This is a genomic window from Prosthecobacter gellanilyticus, from assembly GCF_007992435.1.
GTDB lineage: Bacteria > Verrucomicrobiota > Verrucomicrobiia > Verrucomicrobiales > Verrucomicrobiaceae > Prosthecobacter > Prosthecobacter gellanilyticus.
On the sequence record NZ_BKAG01000001.1, the window covers coordinates 154,262 to 176,522 of the forward strand.

Here is a 22,261-nt window from a genome sequence, read left to right on the forward strand (position 1 = left end):
CAGACATGTTCATCTCCACCACACGCCAGACCGGCGTCATTGCCGGTCTTCTCCTTCTTTTTGTCTCCACGCTTCCGGCCTCGGGTCAGACACTGACCTGGGATGTCGGGGGTGCCACCGGTGCTCAGAATGGTCTGGGCACGTGGAACACGAACACCAGCAACACCAATTGGTGGAATGGTTCTACCAACGACTACTGGACGAACTCCACGACTGCCATCGCCCACATCGGCGTGATCAGTGCGACGACGGTGAGCCAGCAGGTCATCACGGTCGGTTCAGACATCCAGCTCGCCCAACTTGTCTTCCGGGCAATCTCCGCGACCACACCGACGACCAATCATCAATACAGCCTCAATGGTGATGTGGCCGGGCGCGTGCTGGACTTTGGTGCCAACGGGCTGGTCCGGATTGAAAGTGGTGCCTCGGGCGGCTCGCAGTTCCTCGGCCTCGGCGCGAACCTGCGCTTGAAGGGCTCCAACCTGCGCTTTGAGAAATACGATGCCGGAACTGCTTTCCAGTTCATCAACCTGAGCATGACCACGAACGCGGAGCTGACGGAGTCTTTGTCTGTCGGCGGCAGTGTGTATCTCGGCCTCGCCAGCCCTGGTACACTGGGTCTTGTGAACAAGGTGATCGTTGAAGCCGGCGGCACGGTGGTCAGCGCAGGCGCGGGAACGACCTACACGAATGCCTTTGAACTGGCGGGCATGGGCAACAGCCTGGCCTTCAGCAGCACCGCCTATGGAGCCATCCGCATGACGTCCAGCAACCAGATCTATTCAGGTGGCATCCTGCTGAAGGCAGACGCTGGCATCAACACCTCCAGCAGCGGCAGCAACTCGACGAACAATGCCATCACGGCACCCATCACCGATGAAGGCCCCACAGGCTTTGCCTTTCACCGCTTCTCTTTCAATGGAGATGGCACGCTGCTGCTCCAGGCGGCGAACACCTACCGTGGCGCCACGGTGCTGGGCAGGGCCTCACTGGGTAATAACGGCAGTGTCACCATCCTGGACTTCACGGCCGCGACATCACCGCAGGATGACATTCTTTATCACAATGTACCGGCACCCGGAGGGCTGTCCCTCTACGGAGGCGCCTCCCCCACGGTGCTCAGGCTTCAGGGTGAGACAGGAGAGACGCACATCCAGCGTCTGGGCAATGTCACCGTGGCTGGCACGCAGTCCTCGGTGGAGCTGGTGGCAGGTGCGGGTGGAGCCATCAATGTCTCCATGGGCACCATCACGCAGGGTGATGCCACGGGCGCGGTTGTCTTCAATGCAGGCACGGGTGGCAGCTTCACCACCTCTGGAATGAGCGAGGGACTCGTGGGCTCCTTTGCTGCTTACACTTCGTCCAGCGGACAGCGAAGCTGGGCACGTGTGGGGGCTGGCGGTGTTCTCTCGGCAGGTTACTTTGGAGACACGTTCTACACGACAGGCAGCAGCCTGGCGACCGCACCGGCGACCACCAACCTAGGCCTAACTGGAAGTTCCATCGGGGCTGCGACCACGGGTGTCACCACGACCAACCTGAACACACTCTCCATGGCGGACTTCACCGCCGACCGCACGGTGCAGACAACGACTGGCCAGACACTGAGGCTCGGCGTGACCGGCGGTGTACAGCTCGTGAATGGCGCGGGTAATCTCACGGTCGGAGCTTCCGGCAGTTCTCTCTCCGCCGGAGGTTCAGTGACGAACACCGCAGGCACGCTCTTCCTTTCCAATCACTCGCCCGCTTCCTCTCTAGTGATCAACTCAGGCATCACCAACAATGGCACCAGCGGTGTGGTCAGTCTTGTGGTGAACGGTGCGCCAGGCTCCCGCACCACGCTGACTGGTGCGGGCAGTTTCACAGGCGGTACGCGTATCTCCAGCGGGACCCTGGTGATGCAACACGCGAGCGCGCTCGGCACGTCCGGCACCATCAGCATCGTGGAAAACTCCGGCACGCTGGGTCTGGCAGGGGGCATCACGGTCACCCGTGTCATTGCCTCCGTGGCGGGTTATGGCGATGGCGGCCTCGGAGCAATCCGCAACATCTCCGGCAGCAACACGATTTCCGGCCTCACCACGCTGGTGACGAATGCCACGATCACGGCTGACCGCGACAGCACGCTCACTTTTTCCTCGGCTGCTCCGGCGACGAGCACCATCACGGGTGCCTACAATCTCATCCTCGGCGGCGAAGGCACGATCAACGTTAACGGCAGACTGAATCTCAACGCTTCAGCTTCGACCCTAACCAAGATTGGTTCAGGAGTATTGGTGCTGGCGGGTGACAACGTCCACGCTGGAGCCACCACGGTCAGCGCAGGCACTTTGCGCCTCGCTCATGCCAATGCCCTTGCCACCACCTCTGCGGTTACCATCGCCACCGGGGCCAGCCTGGATGTGAACGGCCAGCCGCTCACCCGCAACGTCACGCTGGGTGGGGCTGGAGCCGGTGTGGCAGGAGCCCTGCAAAACAGCAGCGGGTCCCTTTCCACTCTCACGGGTACTGTGGCGATGAGCGCTGCCACGTTGATCAATAACAACGGAGCCATCACCATCGACAACGCCGGAGGCATCACGGGCGCAGTTCTTCTCACCAAAACGGGTGCAGGCACGCTGATGATCAACAGCACCACCACCAGCACCCGCAGTGGCGCGAACCAGATCGATGCCGGAACGCTGCGTCTCCAGTCAGCGAGCGCCACGGCCATCGCCAGCCTGGGCACGGGGGCCTATGTGGCGAATGGCGGCACCCTGGCGCTGGCCTATGATGTGACAAATGCTGCGAACACCGGTGCATTCAATGTGATGAGCTCCTCTGGCCTCGTCGCGGATCGGGCCACGGCAGGTGCAGGTGGCATCACTCATTCGCTCGGCGCAACAGGCATCGGAGGCAGCACACTCACCGTCAGCGCAGGCTCGAATGTGACCTCAGGGACCATCGGCATGACATTGGGTGGCGTGACCATCGGCGGCACGGGTTTGATTCCAGGAAATCCCACCTTTGATGTGCGCAGCACAAGCACCGCGACCTTGGTCTTCACGCCAGGAGCCTTTCATGACCAGGCCATCGCACCGCGCACGATCAGCTTCATGAATGGTGGCACCGCAGCCAGCACCGTCGTGCTCGGCACTGCGGCCACGAGTCTGGTGGATGGCACGGCCGTTCAGATCGGCAGCGTCGGAGGTGGGGCGGTGAACCTGAATCTAAATAGCGCCACAGCCGTCGGCTCTCTCGCACAGGTAAATGTGGCCACGGGCAGCACGCTCACACTCGGAGCCGCGCCCACCTTTGGCTCGCTGGCTGGCGGCGGCACGGTGACAGGCACGCAAAACCTCATCTTGGGCAATGCGGCGAATGCTACTAACTACACGAGTTCCTTCACCGGTGTGCTCGACATCGGCACCGGCACTCTAACCAAGAGCGGTAAAGGCACCCAAACCCTCGGCGGTAGCGTGAGCAATACTTTCACCGGCCTAACCACGATTAATGCAGGCACGCTCATCCTTGCAAAGACGGGCGGCGCATTGGCGATTCCAGGGAGCCTCACCGTCGGTGTCGCAGCCGGGAGCAGCCAGGGACCAGCCACGTTGAAGTTGGAGGGGAATGAGCAGATCGCGAACAATGGAACGCTCATCTTGAATGGCGGCTCGACCTTCGACCTGAACGGTTACACACAGACCATCGGCACCACGTCCACGATGTTTGGCACCACCATCACCGGCGGTGGCAAACTGATCCTGCCTGGCACCGCCATCTCCACCGTCACGGGCATCAGCAGCATCGCTTCGGGTCTGCAGATCGGCACGGATGTCACGGCCACGCGAACCATCACGCTTTCCTCCTCCTGGGACCGCACCACCATCAGCGGTGTCATCAGCCAGGGCAGCGCTGCGGGGCTTCTCACCAAGGCGGGCAACGGCCAGCTCATCCTCACTGGCGACAACACTTATGAAGGACTGACCACGCTGAGCGCGGGTGTGCTGAACATCCGCCATGCGAATGCGCTGGGCTCCACGGTGGCAGGCACCGTGGTCAGCGCTGGCACGCTACAGCTTGAGGGTGGCATCACCACGGCTGCAGAGCCGCTCACGCTGAACGGTAGCGGTTTCGGCGGCGCGGCCTCGTATGGCATCCAAAACGGCGCGCTGGCCAATGTCAGCGGCACCAACACCTACGCGGGCCTCGTCACACTCGCCACGGCATCCACCATCTCCTCAGACAGTGGAAGTCTCACGTTGTCACACGCAGGCACCATCACCGGAGCCTTCACGCTCACGTTGACGGGCGCGGCCGAGGGCAGGATCGACAGTGTCATTGGAACAGGCGCGGGTGCGGTGACCAAGACAGGAGCTGGCACTTGGACACTCACAGGAGCCAACACCAGCACGGGCACGCTGACGATGTCCAACGGCACTCTCCGCCTTGGCAATGGAACGAGCGGGAGCTGGACCACCACGCCAGCCGTGACCTTCAACGGCCTCAGCACTTTTGATTATCGCAGTCTGAACACGGGCAGCACGCAGGGGCTGGGCGCACTGACCTTCTCCGCAGGTGAAGGCACCGTGCAGAGCACCTATGGCGGCAGCGGCACAAGCGCTCTCACCTTCAGTTCTTTGGTCGCACGCACCGCAGGGGCCACGGGGAACTTCATCGTCTCAGGCGGTGAAAACGGAGTCAGCAATCGCATCAGCCTCACGGGAGTGACGGCGAATGCTTTCATCAACCAAGGTCTGTTCTTCAATGGCGCCGCCTTTGTCTGGAATGACAGCGGCGGCTTTGTGCGTGCCATGGCCTATGGCAGCGATGCTGGCGCGGTGACCAGCGGAGGCACCGCCAGCCTCGCGAGTTCCACACATCAGCAGATCACCGGACCGCTCACTGCGCAGAACGCCGCCACCTTCACGACGCTGAACATCGCGGGCAATCACAACATCACGCTGAACGCTGGTCAGACACTCACGGTGAACGGGCTTCTCATGACGGGAAACACCGCTGGTGGTGCCATCATCAGTGGTAGTGCTGGCAGTGCCATCCGTGCCGGTTCCGGTGCTGAGCTGGTCTTCCGCACGGCTGGTGAGAATGACATGCTCACGCTCCAGGTGCCTATTGTTGCCAATGGTGCCAACGCTGTGACGAAGAGCGGTCCTGGCCTGCTCATCCTTGGTTCAGGAAACACTTACACGGGAGCCACCAATGTCTCGGGCGGCACGCTGCGCATCAGCTCGGGCGGCACGCTGACCAGCTCCGCCATCAACGTGCGCACAGGTGGCGCGCTGGATGTGAATGGTCAGGCGATCACAAATGGTGTGACGGTGAACGGCAATGGTCCGAAAGGCGATGGCGCGCTGATCAACAGCTCCTCCACGGCGGCGCAGGTCGGTGTCATCACCATGGGCTCCACGACGACCCTCGGTGGTTCGGGTGACATCACCTCCACCGGTGCTCTGACAGGCGCCTTCCGCATGATCAAGAGTGGTGCAGGCACCCTGACACTGAACGTCGACAGCGTGCGCACCGTGCCTAACCAACTGGATGGTGGGACGGTGCGGGTGCTGACTGCCGCAGGTCTCGGCACCTCCGCCGCGCCAGTGATTCTGAACGGAGGCACGCTCAGTCTCGGCAGCACGGTGACTGCGGCGGCCTACAGTCCTTTCGTCAGCGCGAACTCCGCCATCATCGTGGATCCTTCCACCGCTGGGGCAGGAGTGTCCCACGTGCTCGGCGGCCTCGTCATGAACACCAGCACGCTTGTGATCGGTGCGGGGACGAATGTGACGACAGCGGCCACCAATGCAGGCGTGTCCTTCAGCTCCCTCACCTTGCATGGAAACCCGACCTTTGACGTGCGCAGCCCGGTCAATGCGGCAGGAGGCACCACCACCCTCACGCTGGCGGCCATCAATGACCTCGGCGTGGCGCGGACACTGACCTTCACCAACAACGGTGCCAGCACCACGAACAGCCAGGTCATCCTCACGGCGAATGCCAGCAGCCTCCTGGATGGCACGGTGATCAACCTGGTCAGCGGTGCGAATGCCGGGGTGACGGTGAACCTCGGCACCGCCAGTGCTGCGAGCAACACCATGGGCCTGCTTCCGCGTGTCAGCATCAGCGCCGGATCGATCTTGAACGTCTTCAATGGTTCGCCCATTCTCGGCGGCCTCTCAGGGGCGGGCACGGTGACCACAGCGGGCACGTTTACCCTCACCATCGGCAGCCTGAACAATGCGGCGGCGATCGACAGTACTTTCAGCGGCTCTCTCAGCAATGGCACCGGCACGCTGGCCATCCTCAAAGGTGGTCTGGGCACTTTGACTCTGAGCGGCGACAACACCTACACAGGACTCACGACGGTCTCCGCTGGCATTCTGAAGCTGGCGAGCGCTACTGCTCTCACCAACACCAGCTCTGTCACGGTGAGCGCCGGGGGCACGCTGGACCTCAACGGGCAGCCGCTCGCGCGCAATATCAGCTTTGCCGGCACCGGTCACGCCGGAATGGGTGCGTTGGTTAACTCCAACACCAATATGACAGCGACGATCACCGGCACCGCTGTCCTCGGTGGCTCCGCCAAGGTCGGCGGCGCTGGCAACATCACAGTGAGCAACGCCACTGGCCTAACTGGAAATGTGTTACTGACCAAGGTCGGCGCAGGAACGCTGACCTTCATCTCGACGGTAGCGAGCGCACGCAGCGGGGCCAACCAGATTGATGAAGGCACGCTGCGGCTGCAGAACAGCACGGCGCTCAACGTCATCGGTGGCGGCATCATGGCTCTCAATGGTGGCAAGCTCAGCCTCGGCTTTGATGCAGGCGGCACGGTCGGTGGATCGGTCAACCTGCTCTCCAGTTCCACCATCGAGGTGGATCGAGCCACGGTCGGCGACAGCAGTCACACACTGACGCTCGGTGCGCTTGGCATCGGAGGCGGAACCTTGACCGTCAAGGCAGGTCCCAATGTCACCAGCGGCACGGCTGCGCTCACTCTTGGGGCCACGACGATTGGTGGACTCCAGCTTGCACCGGGGAATCCGGTCTTCGATGTGCAGGGCAGTGCCACAGCCGCCATGACGCTGACGCTTGGAGCTCTCAGTGACCAGGCCATCGCTGCTCGCAGCATCACCTTTCAAAACACGGGCATGGGGAGTGCCACGGTCAACCTAACGGCGAATGCAACCAGCATGCTTCCGGGCACGGTGATCAACCTCAGTGCAGCACCTGGGGCCAGCCTGACGGTGAACTCTCCCACAGCGACTGCGCTTGGAGCCTTCAGCCAGTTGAACATGAGCGGGGCTTCCACGCTCAACCTCGGGACCAGCCAGAGCTTTGCATCTCTGAGCGGCACCGGCACGATCACCTCCGCGGGCAACACGGTTTTGACCGTGGGCAATGTACCGGGAGGCACGCCACCGAGCACGGCTTTCAACGGTGTGATCAGCGGCGCGAATGTGGCTCTCACCAAGATCAGCAACAGCTCGCTCGCCCTGGGTGGAGCCAGCACCTATGGTGGCGGCACGAGCCTCAATGGTGGCTCCTTGGTCCTGGCGAACAGCACGGGCTCGGCCACTGGCACGGGATCTGTGACCACGCTGCTCGGCACGACTCTTGGTGGCAGCGGGAGCATCATGGCGGGATCAGACAAGTCCGTGCTGATCGGCGGCACGCTGAGCGTGGGGAGCGGTACTATCGCAAGCAAGATCACCATCACGACGAGCGGCAGCGGCCTGCTTCGTCTCGACACCAACAGCGCGGTCATGATCGACCTGCTCACGGGTGCAGGCCTTGGGGACAACACCCTGCAAGCCAGTGCTGCGGACATGCTCAGCGTGGGCGGGCAGATCAGCATTCTCAGCGGATCCCGGCTGGTCATTGGAAATCCCAACAGCATGACCTCTTGGACATATGGCGACAAATGGCGACTCTTTGACTGGAGCAACCTGACCGGGCCGGTGTCCGGTACCTTTGACCGTCTGGAGCTGCCCAGCCTGATGCCTAACCAAGTGTGGGATCTGTCCGATCTCTACATCGGCGGCACCGTCATGATCATTCCCGAGCCCGGACGTGTGATGCTCCTCGGCATGGGCATGCTGATGCTCATGGGCAGGCGTATGCGGGTGGCATGCTGAGCGTTGAAGTCGCGGTAGCGTCGTGGAGTGCGGTGGGAAGCTCTCAAGCGCGACACCGCTGTGTGCGCAGAGAATGCTTTTTGATGAGAAAGCGTAGTGCGCGCACGAGAGCGGTGTCGACGATGCACGGTGGCCCGTGCATCTTTGCCACCGCACTCCGGGACGCTTTGCGACTTCCTCACTTCCCGCGCATCTCGCGGAAAGCATGTTCCCAAGAGGGTATGCGCTTCACCTCGATCTCCGGTGGCCACGTAAGGTTGGGATGATCCGTGGCGAGATAGACACGCTTCAACTCAGGAGCGAATGACTTCGCAAGCGCGACAAGCTCGTTGGCGAGACCTTGGAACTCCTCTGTCGTGCGCACGCGACCTTGAGCGCTCTTGCGGCCCATGGCGCTTTGCAGGATCCAGCTGTATTTGCCGGACGCGGCCTCGCCTTTGAGCACGAGGCTGATCCAGGCAGCTTCGGCCATCTCCGGACGTTCACGCAGTTCCGAGGCAATGGACCAGAGCTCGACGGCGCGCTGATGTTCCAGGGACTGGAAGAGCTTGGGCTCGGCATCGAGCGCCTGGACCAAGGCGGAAGGACGGCGCGGGCTGGAGGTGTGCTCCGCGGCGAGGGCACGCAGGTCTTCAGGAAGGCAGCGCAGCAGGGTGGCTTCCCGATCAAGCAATGTCTCATGCAGGAAGAAGAGCGCTTCTTCATCCTGGAGGGCATCGTTCTCAAGGCGTCCCCAGGCGGTGCGGAGGCAGTCCGTGGTGCGGCGCCACTCTGCCCAGTCACGCAGCACGGGAAGGCGGCGCTGGCTTTCGCGAAGGGTGCGGTTCAGCTCCAGGACGGCAGCGGCGGATTCCGGATATTCGGCACGGATGCGAGCCAGTGTGCCTAATGAATGATGCTTCAAAGCCAGGCGTACCGCGGCTTGCAGAAGGTCATGCTGCTTCTTCAGCGCATAAGACTGCGCGCGCTTGCCCACCCAGGCCAGGGCCGCCAGTGGATGATGAAGAGCGATGCCGGCGGCGCGCAGCTTCTGCCAGTCAGCATCGGCTTCGACCTCGCTGAGGAGGTGCGTTTGAAAGAGGTCCGCCTCGTCACGAAAGAGCCGCGTGGCTTCCTGACCCTTGTCCGTTGTCGGTGCATCACCCGGAAATGGCAGGTCATCCAAATTCACACGCAAAGAGGCCGGTGCCTCGATGCCTGACTCTGTGAGGAACCATGCGGCCACGCGTGCACGCTGGCGCAGCGGCTCAGGAGAACGATCTGGCAGCAAAGGCAGCGCGAGGGCGGTGAGGCGCAGGGCCTCCGGATGATGACCGGCGATGCGTGCCGCCGAGGCAGCCGCCATGAGCAGCTCCCATTCAGCGGGCCGGATGAGCGCGCCATCCGGCCGCAGGCTGCGCATGAGACGCCAGGCGGTGTGCAGCCATTTCGCATCTTTCGTTAGGCTGCGAAGAGCCGTGACGAGCCAGCGAATGATGACGCGAGGCAGCACCGGCAGCCAGTCCGCCTGCGGCAGAGCGACGGCACGCCCCTGCTTCCAGGCAGGATCCAGCGAGGTGAAAAGGACGCTCAGATCCGTCAGAAGCGCCGCATGATCCGGGCGCACAAGGCTCTGGGCCAGCCAGCGCACGAGCTCGCCCGAAGGATCAGCCTTCAGGCTCTTGTCAAAGCGTGGAAGGGTTTCCTGCAGAAGCGAACGCACTTTTGGTTCGGCAGCACCAGCCTTGCCCTCGAGAAGCCAGCCAGTGACGAGCAGGATGGCAGGCAGCACGACGTGGGCTTCGCGGGCTTTCAGGGCCTTCGTGGCGAGCTCAGCGATGTCCTGGCGCTTTTCCGGAAGCGCATCCGGGCAATGCAGATGGCGCCAGAGCAGGTAATCAGGACGCGGGCCATGCTTGGCATCCAGCGGACGCCAGTAGTGGCGCTGCGCTCCATGGCTCGGCTTGCCCGGCTGTGCTTTTCGCCAAGCCTCAAACTCATGCGCGATCTCCCCCAGCGGTGTGCTGGAAACAGCGGGTGCAGGTGCAGGGCGATGACGTGAAGGCGGACGGCGTCCGTTTGGGGGGCGCATGGTGGTGGTTGGGCACCTGGATTAAAGCAGCTTCTTGCGCTTAAACCACCAGATGGGAATCAAGGCAGAGATGACGAGCGCGCAGATGACCAGCGGATAGGCGAAGGGCTGCTTCAGCTCGGGCATGTAATCGAAATTCATGCCGTAGATGCTGGCGATCAGCGTCGGCGGCATGAAGAGCACGCTGGCGATGGTGAAGATCTTGATGATCTGGTTCTGCTGGATGTTGATGAGACCCAGCGTGGACTCGAGCAGGAAGGTCATCTCCTGCGTCTGCTGGTTGGTGTACTCATCGAGTGACTTCACGTCACGCATCACGGAGCGGAACTGCGCGGCGAGGTCACCACGCATCCAGGTGGCGGCATTGCTGAGGAAGAACTGCAGCATGCGGCTGACGCTGAGCAGGCTCTCGCGAAGATTCGCCACGAGCGCGCTGCGACGGCCGAGGGTCTTCACGACGTCACCGAGGTCCTTTTCCACCGCGGCATTCGCGCGATGTGGATCAAGACGGAAAACTTCACGCGCGAGCTTCTTCAAATCACTCTCGATCATCTGCAGGGCATCCGCGATGCGGGCGACGATCAACTCACAGAGCGCAAGGAAGACAGCGTCACTGCTCATCGGGCAGGGGCACTGGCGCTTCACCTGATCCACCAGGATGCGGAAAGCCATGGGATCCGCATAACGCACGGTGGTCAGGCAGTCCGGCGCGAGCACGAAGGAGATGGCGGTGTTGTCTGGCTCGGGAGTGTCCAGGCCCACGGGAATCCACGCGGTCATGTAGAGCGCGCCCTTTTCCGCATAGAGCCGGCTGGACTCCTCAATCTCCTGCATCTCTTCACGAGTGGGCAGGGTGTACTCCAGCCAGCTCTCCGCCTCCAGCTCCTCGGCGCGCGAAGGATTCAGCAGATCGAGGAAGACAAGGTTGTCCGGGAAAGGACGAACCTTCTCGTCATTCCAGCCGATGAGCTGACCTTGTTGGGTGAGGAGACGAACCATGCGTGGGGGTGGAGCCGGAACAGTAACGGCAGCTTTTTTTCATGCCACGGAAAAGGCAGTCGTCACGCGGCTTTCGCTGACAATTCTGCGGGGAGAACCACGGGCAGGCCGAGATCACGCACGCGCTGCAGAGTTCCGCGCAGAACTTCGGCACAAATGGGGTTCACATCATGCAGCAAAACGATGGCTCCCGGACGCAGGTCAGGCTCGATGCAGCGCAGGATGACGGCCACATCACGCCTCACACCATCAAACCCGCGGCAGTTCCAGATCATCATGCTTAGCCCCAGCGCCCGCAGGATGGAGGCGAGGAAAAGATTGTGATGTCCTACCGGCGGACGAAACCACGTAGGTGCCTGGCCGAGGATGCCGCGCAGGGTTTCCTGACAGCCTGCGACCTCCCGCCAGAGGTTCCAGGGGCGCAGCAGCCAAAACGTGCCCGCAGGATGAGTCTGCGAGTGATTGCCAATGAGGTGCCCCCGTCTGGCGATCTCGCGAACCAGTTCCGGATGCTGCTGTGCGCGATCTCCGATGAGAAAGAACACGGCCTTCGCTCCATGCTCATCCAGCACATCGAGCAAGGCTGGTGTGGTGTCTGGATGCGGGCCGTCATCAATGGTGATGCAGACACCTTTTGTGCCCTCAGGCAGGCGAGTGATCAGAGGCCCGAAAAGCCTGCACTTCGGCAAGATGGTGCCCACCGAGATGACGATGAAAGTGAGGCCAAAAATCCACGCCGCGAACTCATAGAACCCGGTGATCACGGCCAGCACCACGGCTGTGGCCGGAGCCACACTCACCACGAAGGCACGCCTGCTCTCACGACGGCAGGCGGGTGGCATGGGCGGGATCATCTGGAAGGTGGAGTTTTCTGCGTTTCGAGCGCGCAGGTTCACGGACTTCGATGCCGCCGCCGGAGCATCTGTAAAATGGTTCTTGGATGTCTTTTGCCGCTGACCACAGCGAGGATGAGCCGTTGTCCGTCGTCGACCGAGTCAAAGTAGACTTTGTGAGAGAAGCGACGCAGTTTTACCCAGCGGAGAGTGCTGCCTGAGGTGTATAGATGTGTCGAGCTTCGTCCGCTGGCCAGTCCACGCAGAGCCGTTCGAAAATCATCCTCAAAGAGCTTGGCCAGATCAGGATCAATCTCATTGAAATAGGCTTTTGCGTCCAAGTAGTCGATCGACGCCTTGGGATGGTGGATGAGCTCAAAGCGAAAAGCCATAAGCCTCTTCAGTGCTCAGGCCGCGAACTTTCCCCGATTGCAGCTCATGAGAGCGCTTTTTCAGTTCTTTGAGGAGGGCAGGATCCACTCCGGAGTCTGCGGTCACACTCTCGATCAAGAGAGCTGCCAGTCCCAGGCGCTTTCGAGCGGGTAACTTGAGGGCACGCTGGCGAAGAGGCAGTTTGGTCGCAGGCATGGTCTGAGGCTAATCTTTGAGCCGTAGAGTTCAAGCTCACTTCTCCAAGGTCACCAGCGGCTCAAACACGAACCACTGGTCCCAGTGATTTTGCAGATGACGATGCAGGATGGGCAGCCAGCGTTTGCCGATGTCATCTGCACGCAGGCGTGAGGTGCCATCGCTAAAGCATTCGCCGACATGGATGCGGTAGCGGAGGCAGCCGGTGCGCTCGAGGATGATGGGGTAGCAGGGTGCCTTGGAGATCTCCGCGAGTACCAGCGGCCCGCGTGGGATCTGATAGGTGCGGCCCTCGCAGCTCATGGCCACGGGTGAGACAGCGGAGAGCACGCGGTCTCCCTGCACGGCCACGGCATCTCCGTCCATGAGCACGCGAGTGAGTTCGAGGCCGAGATGGTTGTCACCATAGTTGTAGTGCACATGCAGCAGCGGGCTTTGCTGCTCAGTGCGGCGGAGCTCCTGCTCACGTAATTTTTGCAGCTGCTCGGTCTGCTCCGGAGCACGCACGGTGTGCAGACGACGGCCAAACTTCTGCGCGAAGAGCGTGGCGCCGATATCGTAATTGCCGCTGTGGATGGTGAAGACGATCACGCCCCCGGGATGGGCGCGCAGCTGCTCAAAACGTTCCATGTGGGAGACCTCCCAGGAGACCTCTTTTTTGAAGTACATGCACCACAGCCGGTCCAGGTAGGTGAGGGCAAAGTTCACGAACACCAGGCAGCCCGACCACCAGCGCAGCACGGGTCCTTGCTCGGGCTTGAGCGCAGCGAGATTGCTGAGGATGGCCCGGCGCTGAGGCCGGGCGAGCATGTAGATGATGGCGGTGACCGGCCAGACGAGGATCAGCGCCAGCCGCATGGGCACGAAGCGCAGAAGCTTCAGCAGGCAGCGTGTCCAGAAGGCCCCATGCAGCCCCGTGTTCCGCAGCGGCGGACTGGCGGGAGCAGCGTGTGGGATGGTGGCTTCGGGAGTCATCAGCGAATCTGGCGGGTGCGGTGCCCTCTCTCAGAAAAGCCAGGACCGCACGTGCAGCACATGCTTTGCCCCAGACCATCGGTCGAGTCAAAAACATGAACGCAGCAGCCACTTTCCGCGGCCTTCCCCCAACGGGCAAAAAAGAAGGGCGGGCTGTGTGACAGCCCGCCCTCAGCAGATATTAGCCAGACACCTGGGATCAGCCCAGATCGCTGATCTTCACCGGCACACCGCCGAGCTCGGCGCTGCGGTCGGCCGCGAAGATGACCTCAAAGCTGCGCAAGCTTTCCGAGAAACTGGTGAGGGGCATGTCCTTGCCCTCGTCCAAGGCATCGAAGAAGGCCTGGAACTGGGTGGTGTAGGGATGATCCGCCACGTCACCGCTGTCCAGCATGTGCATGGAGAGATTGCTCCAGCTCTTCTTGTCTGTGTGCAGCTTGTGGGAGTGGAATTTGTTATCCAGAAGGCTGCCTTGGCTGCCAACGAGATGGGTGTGGAAGTAGTAGGGCTGCAGGCAGTCCACCACGGCGGCGCATTTGCCGACCGCACCGTTCTTGAACTTCACCAGGGTGCAGCTGGTGGTGTCGTATTCATAAGGAGCGAAGATGTCACTCTTCGACTTGGTGCTAAAGCTGGTGACACTCTCGACCTCGTTGCCCATGACCATGAGCAGGGCATCTAGCGCATGACAGCCGGCGGTGAGCAGGGCGCTGCCGCCGTCTTTCTTACCAGTGTTCCAGCGGAACTGGCCATACCAGGGGCCGATGCCGTGATAGTAGTCCACCTCACCATAGTGAAGGTCGCCGAGGAGGCCCTGATCGAGCACTGATTTCGTGACGGTGAACTGGCCGGAGAAGCGGCACTCAAAACACACGCAACCCTTCACGCCATTGCTCTTCGCCGCAGCGACGATCTCACGCACTTCCTGCAGCGAGTTGGCCATGGGCTTCTCGAGGATGATGTGCTTCTTCGCGTTCGCGGCGGCGATGGCCTGATTCCGGTGCTGGCTGGGGTAACTGGTGATGTCCACCACATGGATTTCGGGATCGGCCAGCATCGCATCGATGCTCTGGTAGGCCTTGATGGTGCCGCCGTGCTTGGCGCTAAGCTCTGCGCTGTCCAGAGGACGGGAGGAGTAGATGGCGGTGACTTGAGCCTGCTTGGAGGCGTTGATCGCGTCAATGTGCGCGGTCGCCGCCCAGCCATATCCGATGATGCCGACGTTGTATTTTTTCATGGTGAGGAAGGAGAGAAACGGAGTGCGAGGATGCTTTTCAATATCGTAAAGACATACCGGAGTGACGTGGTGGATCACTCCTCTGCAGCGTCTACCTTGATGCCGAGTTCCTCGAGGGTGGCATCCAGACCCACCAGCATGCGGTAGGGCACGCGGCGGCGCTGATACTTGCGGAAGACGACATCCCGCAGTGCCACCCAGATCTCCACGGTGGGCGTGATGTCCACCCAGGCTTCGTCCTCGGGCTCGGCTTTGCGGAACATCCAGGCACGGCTGTTCCAGTGGGCGCGGTAGTAGCGCTTCTTCCCATCTTCTGCACGATTCTCGTGCCATTCATGGACTTGGTTTTTGGTCATTGAGAGTGCTCAGGATGCGCTAGTATCGCGAGCATGCAAGCCGACAAGCCCCGACCTACCTCCGCCCTGCCCAAGCTGCTGCTGTACCTGCTTGTCGTTATGGTAGGTGGAGCACTGCTGGCCCCGCTGGTCTTTGACCTGGGTCGGGACGGGGTGGCGTGGATCAAAGGTTCGTCCTTCGCAGAAACCGGTGTCGCGAAGTGGCTGACCACCACCGTGGAGCGGGCGCATTTCACCCGTTTCTTCAACCGCGCGGTGCTCATCTGCGCGCTGGTTTTCATCTGGCCGTTTTTGAAGAGTATGAAGTTAGACCGCAGCCTGCTGCCAGCCTGGAAGCCTTATGGATCGGGGCTTGGGCAGGCAGTGATCGGTTTTGGTATGGCGGCAGGTTTGCTGCTGATCATGGGCTCGATCTTCTTTCGTCTGGGGGCTTACCAGTTCCGCACGGAACCGGGCTGGTGGAAGCTCGGCGAGCCCATCACCGCCGCCCTCGGCGCAAGCATCGTGGAGGAGTTTTTCTTCCGCGCGCTGCTCATGGGACTGCTACTCCGGACCATGACCACGAAGACCGCCATCTTCTGGGGAACCTTCGTTTTTGCCATTGTGCACTTCCTAAAGCCCCCGGAGGGCTGGAAGATCCCGGACGACCAGGTGACCTGGGACAGCGGTTTTGTGGTGCTGGGTCAGATCGCCCGCGGTTTCGGTGACATAAACTTCCTGCTGGCAGAGTTTGCCACGCTCTTCGCCGTGGGTCTGGTGCTCACGCTGGCGCGCATGCAGACAGGCGCGCTGTGGGCGGGCATCGGCCTGCATGCAGGCTGGGTCTTTGGGCTGAAGTGGTTCACGGGCTTAATGTCTTATCAAAAAGGCTGGCTGCCATGGATCGGCCCGAATCTGAAGATCGGCCTGGCGCCGTTGGTGACGGTGCTGATCACGGGCGCGCTGGTGTTGTGGCTGCTGCACGGCATCGCTTCGGCTGCGAAGACGAAAGGATTGGAAAAGAAGAGGTGACCTCGGGAGGTCAATGCTCCCCCGTGCTCTGGCCCCGCATGCGGAGCGCTTGCCGCACAACCTAACTAAAAGTGCGTTTTGAATCAAAACCTCGACGTTGGCCTGACACTTCGTTCCGTGCCCCAGCCGTAGGGCATGTTGCTGCGGCCTGCCTGGCCTTTGATCATGAACCAGAAGAGGATGGCCAGCACCAGGGCGAGCAGCTTTTCCTTCCAGTTCCGGGCGAAAAGATTTTTAAACCGTTCCCAGCTCACGTGGCGGATCCTCCGATGGGGGTTCATTTTTCACGCTGCCGAAGGTCAGGATCTCGTTCAGCCGATCCCGCACTTCCTCGGGCTCCAGGTCATGCTCCAGCTTGCCACGATAAGCCAGGGAGAGGGCGCCGCTTTCCTCGCTGACGATAAGGGCGATGGCGTCTGTCTCCTCAGTGACTCCCATGGCGGCGCGATGACGCAGGCCGATGGCGCGGTCACGAACCTCTTTCTGGCTCACGGGGAACACACAGCCGGCGGCCTGGATGCGGCCCTGGTCAATGATGGCGCCGCCATCGTGCAGCGCGGTCTTCGGGTGGAAGATGGTGGTGATGAGCTCCACGCTCATGGCGGCATCTACCTCGACTCCGGTTTCCACAAACTGCTTCAGGTCGATGCCGCGCTTCAGAGCGAAGAGCGCGCCGCAGCGGCGGGAAGAAAGTTTCTGCATGGCCTCGAGCAGTACATCCAGAGACTCGGGGTCAGGACGGTTGAAGGAGAACATGCGGTGGCTGCCGAGTTCCGCGAGCACGCGACGGAGCTCCGGCTGGAACAGCACGACGAGCGCGATAGCGAGGAAGACGGAGATGCGCTGGAGCAGCCAGTTGATCACCTCGAGCTCAAGGAGCTGGGAGATCAGCGCCAGACTCAGCAGCAGGATGAGCAAGCCGGTGAGAATGCGCGCACCACGAGTGGCCCGGAAGAACAGATAACCATGATAGGCCAGCGCGGCGAGGATGATGATCTCCACGCCATCGCGCCAATGCTCTGTCACGAAGTCCCACATACAGCCTGTGTTTCTCCATGCCCAAACGAAGGCGCGGGCGCAAGAGTTTCCTCAACTTCCGCGAAAGGAAATTGGTACTCAGGTTATCCCGTTTAAAGAGCCCCGAACTCCGCCAGAGCTTGCCTAACAGATTCATGACATACTTATTGTTAGGCTTTGCCCGTCCCGAAAGCATCAAAGCCCAGCCTTGCCAGCCTGCTTTCGCAGCCTAACCTCACGGTCCCCAATCACCACCTCAACTCATCTATGGACACCGTCAGACTCGGCATCGTTGGACTCGGCAACATGGGCAAAGCCCACCTCGGAAACATTCGCGCCGGCAAGGTGCCCGGAATGAAGGTCACCGCTCTTTGTGAGAGCCATGGCACCATCCCGCCACTCCAGGAGGGCGAGACCTCCTTCACGGATGTTTCCAAGATGATCTCCAGCGGACTCATCGATGCCATCCTGATCTGCACCCCGCACTTCAGCCATACTACCATTGGCATCGAAGCCCTCGGAGCTGGTCTCCACGTGCTGGTCGAAAAACCGATCTCCGTTCATAAGGCCGACTGCGAGCGCCTCATCGCTGCCCACACAGACAAGACGAAGATTTTCGCGGCCATGTTCAACATGCGCACGAATGCCTGCTTCAAAAAGGTGAAGGATCTCATCGACAGTGGCGAACTCGGCGCGATCCGCCGCGTGCACTGGGAAGTCACCAACTGGTTCCGCACGAACTACTATTATGCGACCGGCGGCTGGCGCGGCACCTGGAAGGGTGAGGGCGGCGGCGTGCTGATGAACCAGTGCCCGCACAACCTGGACCTCTTCCAGTGGATGTTCGGCATGCCGCAGAAAGTCCGCGGTTTCTGCCAGTTCGGCCGTTTCCATGAGATCGAGGTCGAGGACGATGTGACCGCCGTGCTTCAGTATGACAACGGCACCACCGCCACCTTTGTGACCAGCACCGGTGAAGCCCCCGGCGTGAACAAGCTGGAAATCACTGGCGAGCAGGGTCGCCTGACCGTGACGAATGGCACGACGATCCACTTCCAGCGCAACCGCGTTCCGATGAGCAAGTTCTGCATGGAGGCCGACGCAGCCTTCGCCATGCCAGAATCTTGGCACATGGACATCCCGGTCGCCGAGAGCGGTGGCCAGCACATCGAGATCCTGCAGAATTTCACCAACGCCATCCTCAAGGGAGAAAAGCTTCTCTCCCCGGCGGAAGAAGGCACCCGCAGTGTCGAACTCGCGAATGCCATCCTCCTCTCCACTTGGCAGGACAAGGCCATCGAACTTCCGATGAGCAGTGCCGACTACGAGCGCATCCTCATCGAGAAGGGCGAGAAGAGCACCTTCCAGAAAACCAAGGTCGTGGCCAAAGCCACCTCCGACGACTTCGCGAAGAGCTTCCGCTGATCCCGTTTCGAGATCGCTTCCCTCCCCTGCCCCGAGGCGCCGAAAGGTCTTCGGGGTTTTTTGTGGTCTGGAGTCAGAACTTGTCATTTGGGACTTTCCTTCCCTGGCTCAATGGAATCATCATTGTCGCGAGATGAGTCTTTCTGGGAAAGTCGGGACAACCTTTCGATGGGCATTTGGGACAACCCTGCCCCTGTTCGCTTTTGGGTTTGAATTTCTGACCCACGGCTTCAGCGGCGGACTTTATGATATCATGCCCACACCATGGCATGCATTGCTGTGGCTATGCATCCCCGCTGGCTTTGTTTTGGCTGAGCTTCAGCTGGGGCAACGATCCAGCTCCCTTAAATGGATCTCCAGTTTTCTCAACGGTGTGATCCTGCCTGTGATCCTGCTTCACTTGGTGGCTGTCGGCGGCATCGCTGTGTCGGCCTTTCTGATGCTCGGTCTGATCCTGATCCACTTCGTCATCCTGTCATTTGACGTGGCATTGGATCTACTCCGCTCTTTTGCTGCCAACAGTCTGATCGCATTGACGCCTCTCATGCTCTTGAGTCTGTGGATTTGGAATTGCCGTCAGCATGTTCCCTCAAGGCCGGTCAATGCGTCACTTTTATGCGCAGGCGCTGGCCTCTTGGGAAGCGCTCTATTCTTGGCATTCCTTGAGATGTCGGCTGTTCAGACTCGTGGCGTGATCCTTTCGACTATACATCAGATTGAAAATGGTCGTGAACCCTCGCCTCACGAACTGAATTTGTTATGCACTCTTCACTCTCAACAGGCCATCGCAAGACTGGTTTACTCGGGCCACCAGTTCAGCAGTGCTAGTGAATTGTATGCGGTTGGCCCGGTCGATATTTTCGGTCCACTAGCTTTCATCTTGGACGGACGTCGCGTGCCGACCTATGCCTCGGACAGATTGGTGATGAAGCAGTCACAGATGCTTCGGCTTTTCAAGCTCACGCATCCCGGCGATCCATCGGCCAAGCCAGCCCCTTGGTCTTGGCGTGGGCTCTCCCCCGGAGAAAGGGCACGGCTGAAAAGCGAGTGACCCCTTTTGAAATCCATTCCCCGGGACGTTGGATCTGGATTGGCTGAGATCGCCTTTGTCCCTTACCCAATATCCTCAACCTTTCTCCAACGGGTCAGACGCGAGTGATGGAGAGGCTGCACATGCCGGGTTAGCCATGAACTGGTCATGCCCGTGGGGCATTCGGATGGCAGATCGGAGTGGTGGCGGGGATAGTTGTGATGCTACGCGGCGACCTATTGGAGTCCACTCTGCCAACTGGACCAATGGCGAATGCCGCGTTTGGGGTTCTGTTTTGGGTGTCGGTGCTGGCTTGCCAGTGTTCTCGTTGGCTGCTTTATCCTATGCTTCATTCCTCACGTTCCGGGCCTTCTTCCAACCGGAGAGCCGAAGATGGCGGTGGTATGGTCTGGCCATTAACCTTCTGGCCTGGGGTGTGGGAGGGGTGCCGTCCCTGATGTTCCTGGCCTTGGCTATAGAGGAATCCGTTTCGTAACGCTCCAAAACGTTCCACATGGAACATTTTCACCCCTCTGGAGGGTCATTTCGGGCGTTGTCGGAGAGGTTTTTGGGGCTATCTTGCCTATCCAGCCCCGTATTGACACTCTTGGCCAGCGCCCCCTCCGGGCACCTGGAATGTCCCCCATTGCCTTCTTCCCTGTTCATGTCTTCCCTGTTTACCTACCCCAAGCACTACGATGTCATCGTCTGTGGAGCCGGTCATGCCGGGGTGGAGGCAGCCATGGCAGCCGCCCGGTTGGGGTGCCAGACAGCCATCTTGACCCAGAACCTGGACACCATTTCCCAAATGTCCTGCAACCCTGCCATTGGTGGGTTGGCCAAGGGGAACGTGGTCCGGGAGATCGATGCCCTGGGCGGTGTGATGGGTCTGAACACGGACGCCACGGGGGTCCAGTTCCGGATGTTGAATGCCAAGAAAGGCCCCAGTGTCCAGTCCCCTCGCGCGCAGTGCGACAAGAAGGCTTACCAGTTTCGCATGAAATGGCTGATCGAAAACCAGCCCAATCTGGACCTCCACCAGGGTAATGCGGCGGAGATTTTGGTCGAGGGTGATGCCGTGGTGGGCATCCGAACCAGCCTCGGAATGGTCTACAGGACCAAGTCTGTGGTCATTTCCTCCGGCACTTTCATGCGCGGACTGCTCCATGTGGGTCTCCAAAACCAAGCCGGAGGTCGCATGGGGGACAGTATTTCCACCCTGTCTGACAGTCTCCGCCATTTGGGCTTTGAAGTGAAGCGCTTCAAGACCGGCACCCCCTGCCGTCTCAATGGTCGCAGTATCGACTTCACCAAGTGCGAGGCCCAGCCCGGTGACGAGCCAGCCCCAGCCTTTAGCTACCTTTCCGGAGTGGTCGATACAGAGGAGTTGGCCTGGCAAGGAGCCTCCCGGACGCCTGTTTCGGCTAGCTCCCCTTCCCTTCCTCGCCATCCCTTCACCCTGAACAATTGGAACAAGGAGTCGTTCCACGTGGAACAAATCCCCTGCTGGATCACTTACACGAATACGAAGACCCACGATGTGATCCGGGCGAACCTCGATAAGTCGCCCATGTATTGCGGTCGGATCGAGGGTGTGGGGCCGCGCTATTGCCCTTCCGTTGAAGACAAAGTGGTGCGCTTTGCCGAGAAGGATCGCCATCAAGTTTTCCTGGAACCCGAAGGTCATCACACGAACGAGTATTACATCAACGGGGTCTCCACCTCCCTTCCCTACGAGGTGCAGTTCGAATTCATCCGCTCCATCTCCGGCCTGGAGAAGGCGGAGATTGTCCGCCCTGGCTACGCCGTGGAGTATGACTACTGCCCACCGACCCAGCTCTATCCCACCCTCGAAACCAAGCTGGTTGCAGGTCTCTACTTCGCGGGCCAGATCAATGGCACCTCTGGCTATGAGGAGGCCGCTGGTCAGGGTCTGCTTGCCGGGGCCAATGCAGCCCTCAAAGTTCAGGGCCGTCCTGCCTTTATCCTTCCCCGCAGTGAAGCCTACCTCGGCGTGCTGATCGATGACCTTGTGACCAAGGGCGTGACCGAGCCTTATCGCCTCTTCACCTCCCGCGCTGAGTATCGCCTGCTCCTTCGCCAAGATAACTGCGACCTTCGCCTCACCCCTCGCGCGATTGAGCTTGGTCTCACCTGCCCGACTCGTGCCCAGGTCACCCAGGAGAAAATCGCCCAGCTGGCCGAGGCCATGACCTTCGTTCAGAACACCAGCTATGAGTCTATGCGACTGAATGCCTGGATCAAGCGCACCGAGAACGATCACACTTCCCTGCCCCAGGACATCCGCGCCAAGTTCCCGGACAGCATCTGGCAACTCCTCGAGAACGACATCAAATACGAGGGTTATGTCCAGCGCCAGGAAGTCATGATCGAGAAGACCTCCCGCATGGAGGAAAAGGAGATCCCGGCCAGCTTCGACTACACCAAGATTCATGGCCTGAAAAAAGAGGCCTACATGCGCCTCTCCCAGATCCGCCCCGCCACTCTCGGTCAGGCCACCCGCATCCAAGGGGTCACTCCGGCAGATATTGCGCTGCTGGCGGTAATGCTGAGGAAGGGGTGACGC

Annotated in this window: 15 protein-coding genes; 5 read left to right on the forward strand and 10 right to left on the reverse strand. The window is 60.7% G+C overall.

What is annotated here, in order from left to right:
* Window positions 1-5: 5 nt before the first annotated feature.
* Window positions 6-8,132, forward strand: a complete 8,127-nt coding sequence (locus tag BGE01nite_RS00605; protein WP_146848315.1) for an autotransporter-associated beta strand repeat-containing protein — start codon at window positions 6-8, stop codon at window positions 8,130-8,132.
* Window positions 8,133-8,310: 178 nt separating this feature from the next.
* Here the strand turns inward: BGE01nite_RS00605 and BGE01nite_RS00610 are convergent, their stop codons facing one another.
* From BGE01nite_RS00610 to BGE01nite_RS00645, 8 genes are all read right to left on the reverse strand, one after another.
* On the reverse strand, window positions 8,311-10,203 hold the full coding sequence (locus tag BGE01nite_RS00610; protein ID WP_146848316.1) for a hypothetical protein: 1,893 nt from the start codon (window positions 10,201-10,203) through the stop codon (window positions 8,311-8,313).
* 21 nt (window positions 10,204-10,224) lie between these two features.
* On the reverse strand, window positions 10,225-11,202 hold the full coding sequence (locus BGE01nite_RS00615) for a magnesium transporter CorA family protein (protein WP_146848317.1): 978 nt from the start codon (window positions 11,200-11,202) through the stop codon (window positions 10,225-10,227).
* Window positions 11,203-11,264: 62 nt separating this feature from the next.
* Window positions 11,265-12,044 (reverse strand): polysaccharide deacetylase family protein, encoded by a 780-nt coding sequence (locus BGE01nite_RS00620; RefSeq protein ID WP_170266499.1) that lies wholly within the window; start codon window positions 12,042-12,044, stop codon window positions 11,265-11,267.
* Window positions 12,045-12,094: 50 nt separating this feature from the next.
* Window positions 12,095-12,427, reverse strand: coding sequence for a hypothetical protein (locus BGE01nite_RS00625; RefSeq protein WP_146848319.1), 333 nt, complete (start codon window positions 12,425-12,427; stop codon window positions 12,095-12,097).
* Complete coding sequence (locus BGE01nite_RS29860; protein WP_146848320.1) at window positions 12,411-12,623, reverse strand: addiction module protein; 213 nt, start codon at window positions 12,621-12,623, stop codon at window positions 12,411-12,413. The genes BGE01nite_RS00625 and BGE01nite_RS29860 overlap by 17 nt, the downstream gene beginning before the upstream one ends.
* A gap of 36 nt (window positions 12,624-12,659) precedes the next feature.
* Complete coding sequence (locus BGE01nite_RS00635) at window positions 12,660-13,598, reverse strand: LpxL/LpxP family acyltransferase (protein WP_146848321.1); 939 nt, start codon at window positions 13,596-13,598, stop codon at window positions 12,660-12,662.
* A gap of 199 nt (window positions 13,599-13,797) precedes the next feature.
* Window positions 13,798-14,835, reverse strand: coding sequence for a Gfo/Idh/MocA family protein (locus BGE01nite_RS00640; protein ID WP_146848322.1), 1,038 nt, complete (start codon window positions 14,833-14,835; stop codon window positions 13,798-13,800).
* A 74-nt stretch (window positions 14,836-14,909) separates the two neighbouring features.
* Window positions 14,910-15,191, reverse strand: a complete 282-nt coding sequence (locus BGE01nite_RS00645) for a hypothetical protein (protein ID WP_146848323.1) — start codon at window positions 15,189-15,191, stop codon at window positions 14,910-14,912.
* Between the two features lie 33 nt (window positions 15,192-15,224).
* On the opposite strand from BGE01nite_RS00645, the gene BGE01nite_RS00650 reads away from it, so the two are divergent.
* Window positions 15,225-16,202 (forward strand): CPBP family intramembrane glutamic endopeptidase, encoded by a 978-nt coding sequence (locus tag BGE01nite_RS00650; protein ID WP_146848324.1) that lies wholly within the window; start codon window positions 15,225-15,227, stop codon window positions 16,200-16,202.
* An 83-nt stretch (window positions 16,203-16,285) separates the two neighbouring features.
* On the opposite strand, the gene BGE01nite_RS28840 is transcribed toward BGE01nite_RS00650, so the two are convergent.
* Entirely contained in the window at window positions 16,286-16,456 is a 171-nt protein-coding gene (locus tag BGE01nite_RS28840) for a hypothetical protein (RefSeq protein WP_170266500.1), read from the reverse strand.
* Window positions 16,437-17,228: a diadenylate cyclase CdaA gene (gene cdaA / locus BGE01nite_RS00655; RefSeq protein WP_170266501.1), complete on the reverse strand. Its 792-nt coding sequence runs from the start codon at window positions 17,226-17,228 to the stop codon at window positions 16,437-16,439. Before cdaA ends, BGE01nite_RS28840 begins: the two co-directional genes overlap by 20 nt.
* A 258-nt stretch (window positions 17,229-17,486) precedes the next feature.
* Between cdaA and BGE01nite_RS00660 the strand changes: the two genes are divergently transcribed.
* From BGE01nite_RS00660 to BGE01nite_RS00670, 3 genes are all read left to right on the forward strand, one after another.
* Window positions 17,487-18,644 carry a Gfo/Idh/MocA family protein gene (locus tag BGE01nite_RS00660; RefSeq protein WP_146848326.1) on the forward strand — a complete coding sequence of 386 codons (1,158 nt, stop codon included), beginning with the start codon at window positions 17,487-17,489 and terminating at the stop codon, window positions 18,642-18,644.
* Window positions 18,645-18,777: 133 nt separating this feature from the next.
* Window positions 18,778-19,695, forward strand: coding sequence for a hypothetical protein (locus BGE01nite_RS00665; RefSeq protein WP_146848327.1), 918 nt, complete (start codon window positions 18,778-18,780; stop codon window positions 19,693-19,695).
* Between the two features lie 643 nt (window positions 19,696-20,338).
* Complete coding sequence (locus tag BGE01nite_RS00670; protein ID WP_146848328.1) at window positions 20,339-22,258, forward strand: tRNA uridine-5-carboxymethylaminomethyl modification enzyme MnmG/GidA; 1,920 nt, start codon at window positions 20,339-20,341, stop codon at window positions 22,256-22,258.
* The last annotated feature ends 3 nt before the right edge of the window (window positions 22,259-22,261 follow it).

Excerpts from the sequence above, each read along its gene's own strand:
- BGE01nite_RS00605 (WP_146848315.1), top strand. The coding sequence starts at position 6 with ATGTTCATCTCCACCACACGCCAGACCGGCGTCATTGCCGGTCTTCTC.
- BGE01nite_RS00610 (WP_146848316.1), bottom strand. The coding sequence starts at position 10,203 with ATGCGCCCCCCAAACGGACGCCGTCCGCCTTCACGTCATCGCCCTGCA.
- BGE01nite_RS00615 (WP_146848317.1), bottom strand. The coding sequence starts at position 11,202 with ATGGTTCGTCTCCTCACCCAACAAGGTCAGCTCATCGGCTGGAATGAC.
- BGE01nite_RS00620 (WP_170266499.1), bottom strand. The coding sequence starts at position 12,044 with ATGCCACCCGCCTGCCGTCGTGAGAGCAGGCGTGCCTTCGTGGTGAGT.
- BGE01nite_RS00625 (WP_146848319.1), bottom strand. The coding sequence starts at position 12,427 with ATGGCTTTTCGCTTTGAGCTCATCCACCATCCCAAGGCGTCGATCGAC.
- BGE01nite_RS29860 (WP_146848320.1), bottom strand. The coding sequence starts at position 12,623 with ATGCCTGCGACCAAACTGCCTCTTCGCCAGCGTGCCCTCAAGTTACCC.
- BGE01nite_RS00635 (WP_146848321.1), bottom strand. The coding sequence starts at position 13,598 with ATGACTCCCGAAGCCACCATCCCACACGCTGCTCCCGCCAGTCCGCCG.
- BGE01nite_RS00640 (WP_146848322.1), bottom strand. The coding sequence starts at position 14,835 with ATGAAAAAATACAACGTCGGCATCATCGGATATGGCTGGGCGGCGACC.
- BGE01nite_RS00645 (WP_146848323.1), bottom strand. The coding sequence starts at position 15,191 with ATGACCAAAAACCAAGTCCATGAATGGCACGAGAATCGTGCAGAAGAT.
- BGE01nite_RS00650 (WP_146848324.1), top strand. The coding sequence starts at position 15,225 with ATGCAAGCCGACAAGCCCCGACCTACCTCCGCCCTGCCCAAGCTGCTG.
- BGE01nite_RS00660 (WP_146848326.1), top strand. The coding sequence starts at position 17,487 with ATGGACACCGTCAGACTCGGCATCGTTGGACTCGGCAACATGGGCAAA.
- BGE01nite_RS00665 (WP_146848327.1), top strand. The coding sequence starts at position 18,778 with ATGAGTCTTTCTGGGAAAGTCGGGACAACCTTTCGATGGGCATTTGGG.
- BGE01nite_RS00670 (WP_146848328.1), top strand. The coding sequence starts at position 20,339 with ATGTCTTCCCTGTTTACCTACCCCAAGCACTACGATGTCATCGTCTGT.